Here is a 7,506-nt window from a genome sequence, read left to right as displayed (position 1 = left end):
TTCAAGACACTCGAAGACATATTATCGACGGTTAACTTAAGTACAATCTCACGCTATATGAGAACAAGCGTAAAAACACTACAAAAACACTTGCCTTTTATAGAGCACAGTCTTTCACATCCATACAGTAATGGTCGAATTGAAGGCATTAATAATAAAATCAAAGTATTAAATCGAGTTGCATATGGCTACCAAAACTTTAATAACTTTAAAAATAGAATTATGCTTCATTTCAAGTTAAAAGCAATTGTAAACCAACAAAAAGAATCTGTTAATATTTTAGCGACCTTAATTCAGCCACCAACACTATTTGACAAAGAGCCAAAAAAGCTTGATTCTCGAATGAAAATGCCCTTTAGGGACACCTAAACGAGAATCAAGCTTTTTTGAAATATGTCGTTATTTCTTTTCGGCTAACCAGTTTGCAAGCAAATCTACGTCATCGCCAGAAACTAAACCAGCTGGCATACCTGATCCTTGACCGTTTTCAATAATATCAGCAATATCAGCAGCTGAGTGATCAGCACCGACATTTGTCAACTCCGGTCCTGCACCGCCTGATAAGTCAGCTCCATGACATGATGCGCAATTGCTTTTATAAACTTCTTCAGCAGCTGCTACATCCACTGTTCCGCCTTCTTCACCGGCATCTCCTGCTTCTTCGGTATCGTTGCCGTTATCTGCCGGCTCGTCCGAAGCACCATCATCTCCACCGCCACATGCTCCAAGCACAAGCGCTGTTCCAAAAAGAAGTGTTAATACCCACTTTTTCATCTAAATCCCCCTAACAAAATGTAGTTAGAACTTTCCACTACCTATTATAACCGATATTCTCCGATTTAAAACGCGAACAGTTGATAAATTTACACATTATTTGACTGTAAACATATAGAGGTCAAGGTTTTTGGTACAATATGACAAATTCGTGAATTTCTATTTACGTACCGTTTTAATCAATTTGTGAACGTAAATAGGCGTCGATAAATGGATCAATATCCCCATCCACAACACCTTGGACATTTCCAATATCCAAATTTGTCCGGTGATCTTTTACCATTGAGTATGGATGAAAAACATATGAACGAATTTGGCTTCCCCAGCCGATCTCTTTCTGTTCGCCACGTATATCGGATAGTTCTTGTTTTTGTCGCTCGATTTCCAGCTGATACAATTTTGCCCGGAGCATTTTCATCGCATGCTCCCTATTCTTTATTTGAGAACGTTCTGATTGACATGTAACAATTGTGTTTGTTGGGAGGTGTGTAATACGAACCGCTGAATCTGTTGTGTTTACATGCTGTCCTCCCGCTCCACTGGATCGATACGTATCAATTTTCAAGTCTTCGCTTTTTACTTCAATATCTACATCATCTGATAATTCCGGAGCAACATCACATGAAGCGAAAGAAGTATGTCGTCTTCCTGAAGAGTCAAAAGGCGAAATTCGAACAAGCCGATGAACTCCTTTTTCGGCCTTTAAATACCCATACGCATTATGACCCTTGATTAATAACGTCACACTTTTCACACCGGCTTCATCGCCGGCGAGGTAGTTCAACGTTTCCACTTTAAAGTTTTTCCCTTCAGCCCAACGCTGATACATTCGTAAAAGAATACTCGCCCAATCCTGCGACTCAGTTCCACCTGCACCTGGGTGAATTTCCAGTATAGCATTATTTGCGTCATACGGTTCACTCAATAACATATCCAACTCAAAGTCATTGATTTCCTGCCGCAATTTATCAACTTCATCTTCCAGTTCCTTAAATAACTCTGGGTCATTTTCTTCGGAAACGAGATCATACATTGCTACTACATTTTCCAGTAATTCCGCCATGTCTATAAAACGGTTTACACGGCTTTTCAAATGGTTTACTTCAGCAATCACTTTTTGAGCTTTGTCTTGATCATCCCAAAATCCAGGATCTGTCATCTGCTTTTCTAATTTGCTTATTTGGTTTTCTTTGCTTTCAAGGTCAAAGAGACCCCCTAAAGTCATTGATTCTTGTTGCCATTTTGTCCAATTCTTGCTTAACTTCTACCAGTTCCATACTTTCACCTCTTAAGCGTTTGTTTATTGTGTAATTAGGTACAATAGTCCTTTATTCATTTAACGTCCGTGGCAATGCTTATACTTTTTCCCGCTTCCGCATGGACATGGTTCATTTCTTCCTACCGTATCTTTTTTGATATATGGTGTTCGTTTCTTTTGTTTTTCCCCACCACCTGAAACAGCTTGCGTGTTTTGAACAACTGCCTGTCGTTGCAAGTTATCACGAATTTCTGCTTTCATAACATAACGCGCCGCTTCTTCTTCGATGTTAGCAATCATCGCTTCGAACATGGAATATCCTTCCATTTGATATTCGCGCAACGGATCGTTTTGACCATAGGCACGTAAATGAATTCCTTGCCGCAGTTGATCCATTTGATCTATGTGATCCATCCATTTTGTATCGACTGTACGCAGTAAAATAACCTTTTCAAATTCCCGCATCTGTTCAGGGGTTAACTCTTCTTCTTTTTGGTCATAACGTGCACGAACTTTTTCCATCAAGAAATCTTTAATTTCTTCCGGTTCTTTTCCTTTAATGTCATTTACGGAAAGATCTTCTTTATCAAGCAAATTACCATGTGCATACTCTACAATGGTTTTCAAATCCCAGTTCTCATCATTTTCATTCTGTGTATGAGTTTCAACAACACGGGTAATTGATGACGCAATCATCTGTTCGATAATTTCTCGTAAATTTTCATCAGAATCAATCACTTCAAAACGTTGTTTATAAATAATTTCTCGCTGTTCGCGGAGAACATCATCATAGGAAAGCACCGTTTTACGTGCATCAAAGTTGTTCCCTTCCACCCGTTTTTGAGCAGATTCAACCGCACGGGAAATCATTTTACTTTCGATCGGTTGGTCATCATCCATTCCAATCCGTTCCATCATATTCTTTAAATTATCCGATCCGAACCGGCGCATCAATTCGTCTTCCATCGACAAATAAAACTGTGACATCCCAGGGTCTCCCTGACGTCCCGAACGACCGCGCAGCTGATTATCAATTCGGCGTGATTCATGTCGTTCCGTACCGATAACGGCAAGCCCGCCAAGATCAATGACCCCTTCTCCCAGCTTGATGTCTGTTCCGCGACCGGCCATATTGGTAGCGATCGTTACTGCACCTTTTTGTCCGGCATTTTCAATAATTTCCGCTTCCCGATAATGGTTTTTAGCATTCAATACATCGTGCTTGACTCCCGCTTTCTTTAAAAGAGCGGAAATATGTTCGGAAGTTTCCACTGCTACTGTACCAACAAGAACAGGCTGTCCTTTTTGGTTACGCTCTTTAATATCCTGTACAACTGCATTGAACTTTCCATTAACCGATTTATAAATCATATCAGCCTTATCATCTCGAATGATCGACTTGTTCGTCGGTATGGCGATGACGTCCATGTTATAGATATTTCTAAACTCTTCTTCCTCTGTTTTTGCTGTACCGGTCATCCCTGACAGCTTATTATACATTCGGAAATAGTTTTGAAACGTAATGGAAGCGAGAGTCATGCTTTCATTTTGAATTTGCAAGCCCTCTTTTGCCTCAATCGCCTGGTGAAGTCCATCGCTATATCTTCTTCCTTTCATTAAGCGACCGGTAAATTGGTCGACGATAACGACTTCTCCTTCTTCAATGACATAATCGGTATCACGTGCCATCGATACATGTGCCCGCATCGCTTGATTAATATGATGGGTTAATGAGACGTTGTTCAAGTCAAATAAATTTTCAATAGTAAAGTAGCGTTCGGCCTTGTTTATTCCTTCTTCTGTTAGCTGAACACCTTTCGTTTTTTCATCATATGTGTAATCTGTTTCCCGATTTAAAGTAGATACGAATGAATCAGCCTGTTGATATAATGTGGCAGATTTTTTTGCGGTACCGGAAATAATTAATGGTGTTCTTGCTTCATCAATTAGAATAGAATCCACTTCATCAATAATCGCGAAATTTAATGTGCGCTGCACCATTTGTTCTTTGTACAGCACCATATTGTCACGCAAATAATCAAATCCATATTCGTTATTTGTGCCGTATGTTATGTCACATGCATAGGCCTCTTTCTTTTCTTCTTTGGACAAACCATTTGCATTCAACCCTACTGTCAAGCCGAGAAATTGAAATAGTTCTCCCATCGATGTCGCATCACGTTCCGCCAAATAATCGTTCACCGTTATAATATGAACACCTTTATCACTTAAGGCATTTAAATATGCAGGCATTGTGGATGCAAGGGTTTTTCCCTCACCTGTTTTCATCTCAGCAATATTGCCTTCATGAAGGGCGATTGCACCAGTTAGCTGTACAGCAAACGGACGTAGCCCAAGTACTCTTTTTGACCCTTCACGCACTACTGCATACGCTTCTACAAGTAAATCGTCCAAACTCTCTCCATTCGCATATCTTTCTTTAAAAAGTGCTGTTTGTTTTTTTAGCTCCTCATCCGGAAGCTTTTCATATTCTTCTTCCAACGCTTCTATTTGATCAACTGTTTTTTGTATTCGTTTCAGTTGTCTTTGATTACCATCACCGAAAATCTTCTGTAAAATTCCAGCCATTCCAAACGCTCCTTTAGCAGCTACTTTCACTCGGGATTTATCTTTTTACAATGATTAGCCCGAGTATTATTTTACTTACAGAGGTTGTGCGAAAAATCCAGTATAGAACTTCCTTTGAACACACTCTTTAAACAATGTAGTAAATTAGTTCAGTAAAATTAATCATAACACTATTTAATTGTGAATGACAACTGCGGTAACACGCCAATTATCTGTCACGACATCGTCTTCAAAAAAATAAAAAGAGCAGTTTGAGGGTAAACTACTCTTTCGGTCGGGGAATAACGAGGATAATTAGAAGCAAAATAGAGGAAATTAATTCTGTTGAGGTATTCCTTAATTGTTTTAATCATAAAATATAACTAAACTATTGTTTGGCTGCTAATTCGCTGATTCGTTGATTCATGGTGGCAATGATTTTAACTAATTGGCTGATCGTCTCCTCGTGCTGCTGTACTTTATTAATGATCTGTTCATAATTAGGCCTTTTATACAATGCGTTCGCCTCCTCTGTTATGTTTCACTATATTTATATCATAAAACAGTTCACAATTTCGAATTGCAGTTTTCCAATTTCGGTTATTGTTTCGACAATATTTTCGTCAACTTTACCGTTTTCTACCTACTTTTTGCATTTAATTACTGAAAACTGGTGCTATATTGATGCAGTTTTTTAATTTTGGTAGACCGTTCGACATTTTTCGCGACGAAACTGTAATTTCCATTACCATTTATCAACGTAAAGAAAAGCGCAAGCGCCCTGCCTAGAAACGTAGCGACTGCGCCAGACGGGAGCTGGTGGTTCGATGTAGCCACGCAAAGTGGCGGTTTTAATCGAACATTCCATAAACATCTTAAGATAAAGGAATCATGCCCCTGCAAAAGGGGTATGCCAACGTTGGCGCGGGAGGCCGTATTTAGTTGGCCCTCCTTTGTCTTACCGAATCGATGATGACTTTCACCCAAGGGCATAAGGGCGACTAAGCCTCTGTCTAAGCCAATCGGCAAGTCTTCTTTATCGCAAGGCGCTGCAGAAAGTCGCCTAGTTTCTGGGCGCTTAAGCTAGACAGTTATGCACAAAATTATATACATTCTTATCTTTTTAAAAAAAAATGAAGAAAAAACGACAGCCGGAATGGAAGTCGTTTTTTCTTCATCAACATAATTATTATTTATTTTTGTTAGCTCGTCGGTTCAATTAGCCCGTATTTCCCATCTTTTCGACGATACACGACATTCGTATCGTCTGTAATAGCATTTGTAAATACGAAAAACGCATGACCTAGCATATCCATTTGCAAAATAGCTTCTTCTGAATCCATTGGTTTTAAATTAAATCGCTTCGTTCTAACAATTTCAATTTCTTCAGGATCTTCTTTTTGGTTTGCTTCTTTTTCAAGTTCCGCAAAAATGTGCTTGGGAGCGCCCTTTTGACGAAATTTACGATTTACTTTTGTTTTATACTTGCGAATTTGTCTTTCCAGTTTGTCCACAACTAAATCAATAGCTGCGTACAAGTCAATGTGCTGTACTTCTCCGCGCAATAATAAATCCGTCATAGGTATCGTAACTTCAATCTGCTGTTCATCATTATAGACACTTAAATTGACATGCACTTCAGATGTAGGCGGCGTATCGAAATATCTTTCAAGTTTACCAATCTTTTTTTCTACATAGTCCCGAATGGCACCAGTCACTTCAATATTTTCACCACGAATGTTGTATTTCATATAAGTGTCCTCCTTTTATCCTTATATTTATAAGTATACTACTTTTTCACTTTTATTTCTTGCTTTAACCTTTAAAAATAGTATTTTAATACGTCGATTGTAAAATTAAGCTAGACAACTAAAAAAGTCATTCGTGGTACACTCGATATGTGTTTCCAACCACAGAAAACATAGGAGTGATCACAAATGACCTACACCCATCTTACCACGGATGAACTTGTGATGATAGAATCTTATTATCATCAGCGTATCCCTGTTATGAAAATCTCAGAGCTTTTAAAACGTTCACGTCAAACGATTTACAACGTTACTAACTTTTTCCACAAAGGGCATACTGCCCTTGATTACTATAAGCAATACAAAGAAAATAAAAAACGTTGTGGAAGACATACAATCATTTTGCCTGAGAAACAACAGGCATACATCAAAGAGAAAGTTGCCAAAGGCTGGACACCTGATGTCATTATTGGTCGTGCTGAAAAGCCTGTGAACTGTTCTATGCGTACCCTTTATCGTCAATTCAAAAATGGAATATTTGATAAAACGACGCTTCCAATGAAAGGAAAAAGGAAACCAAATGGTCATCAAGAGCGTCGAGGAAAACAAGCTTTTAAGCGAAATATTGCTGAAAGAAAAATAGATTATCCCGCCTTCAAGAGAGAGTTCGGACACATAGAAGGAGACACCATTGTTGGAGTTCATCACAAAAGTGCTGTCATCACATTAGTTGAACGTCTTTCAAAAGTTATCTTTACCTTGAAACCAAAAGGACGTAAGGCAAGTGATATTGAAACTACCTTGAATCAATGGTTTCAGTCCATTCCTAGAAACATGTTTAAATCAATCACATTTGATTGCGGGAAAGAGTTTTCCAATTGGAAGTCACTTTGTAATCAACACGACGTCGCTATTTATTTTGCAGATCCAGGAACGCCTTCTCAGCGTGCCTTGAATGAAAATTCCAACGGCTTACTGCGAAAGGACGGTCTGCCAAAGGAAATGGACTTTAATCAAGTCAATCAGGCTTTCATTACATCAGTCGCAGACAAGAGAAATCAAATACCAAGAAAATCTTTAAATTATCAAACACCATTGGAAACATTATCAAGGTACGTAAACGAATCAGATTTGTCTAGCTTATATTGACAAATGAAA

7 protein-coding genes are annotated in these 7,506 nt (G+C 38.7%); 2 read left to right on the top strand and 5 right to left on the bottom strand.

All coding sequences use genetic code 11. From position 1 onward, the window contains the following. Positions 1–369 (top strand): transposase (locus ACLIBG_RS15355; RefSeq protein ID WP_439313636.1); only part of this gene is annotated, 369 nt, incomplete at its 5' end. A gap of 30 nt (positions 370–399) precedes the next feature. Here ACLIBG_RS15355 and cccB read toward each other — a convergent pair. The 5 genes from cccB to hpf form a co-directional block, all read right to left on the bottom strand. Next, positions 400–774 carry a cytochrome c551 gene (gene cccB, locus ACLIBG_RS15350; RefSeq protein ID WP_439313635.1) on the bottom strand — a complete coding sequence of 125 codons (375 nt, stop codon included), beginning with the start codon at positions 772–774 and terminating at the stop codon, positions 400–402. Positions 775–949: 175 nt separating this feature from the next. Then, a protein-coding gene (gene prfB / locus ACLIBG_RS15345; RefSeq protein ID WP_439313634.1) for a peptide chain release factor 2 occupies positions 950–2,051 on the bottom strand; the annotation gives its coding sequence in 2 pieces (ribosomal slippage) (positions 950–1,978 and positions 1,980–2,051; 1,101 coding nt in all). 59 nt (positions 2,052–2,110) lie between these two features. Further along, positions 2,111–4,621 carry a preprotein translocase subunit SecA gene (secA, locus tag ACLIBG_RS15340; RefSeq protein ID WP_439313633.1) on the bottom strand — a complete coding sequence of 837 codons (2,511 nt, stop codon included), beginning with the start codon at positions 4,619–4,621 and terminating at the stop codon, positions 2,111–2,113. Between the two features lie 367 nt (positions 4,622–4,988). Further along, entirely contained in the window at positions 4,989–5,117 is a 129-nt protein-coding gene (locus ACLIBG_RS15335; RefSeq protein ID WP_439313632.1) for a hypothetical protein, read from the bottom strand. A 685-nt stretch (positions 5,118–5,802) separates the two neighbouring features. Then, positions 5,803–6,351, bottom strand: coding sequence for a ribosome hibernation-promoting factor, HPF/YfiA family (gene hpf, locus ACLIBG_RS15330; RefSeq protein ID WP_439313631.1), 549 nt, complete (start codon positions 6,349–6,351; stop codon positions 5,803–5,805). Between the two features lie 186 nt (positions 6,352–6,537). Here hpf and ACLIBG_RS15325 point away from each other — a divergent pair, with 186 nt between their 5' ends. Further along, positions 6,538–7,497: an IS30 family transposase gene (locus ACLIBG_RS15325; protein WP_439311396.1), complete on the top strand. Its 960-nt coding sequence runs from the start codon at positions 6,538–6,540 to the stop codon at positions 7,495–7,497. Positions 7,498–7,506 lie beyond the last annotated feature (9 nt).

Source organism: Virgibacillus sp. W0181, assembly GCF_051846915.1.
Lineage (GTDB): Bacteria > Bacillota > Bacilli > Bacillales > Amphibacillaceae > JBPYCR01.
The sequence above is the reverse complement of the archived record's forward strand: the minus strand, read 5'-3'. Positions and strand labels throughout refer to the sequence as shown.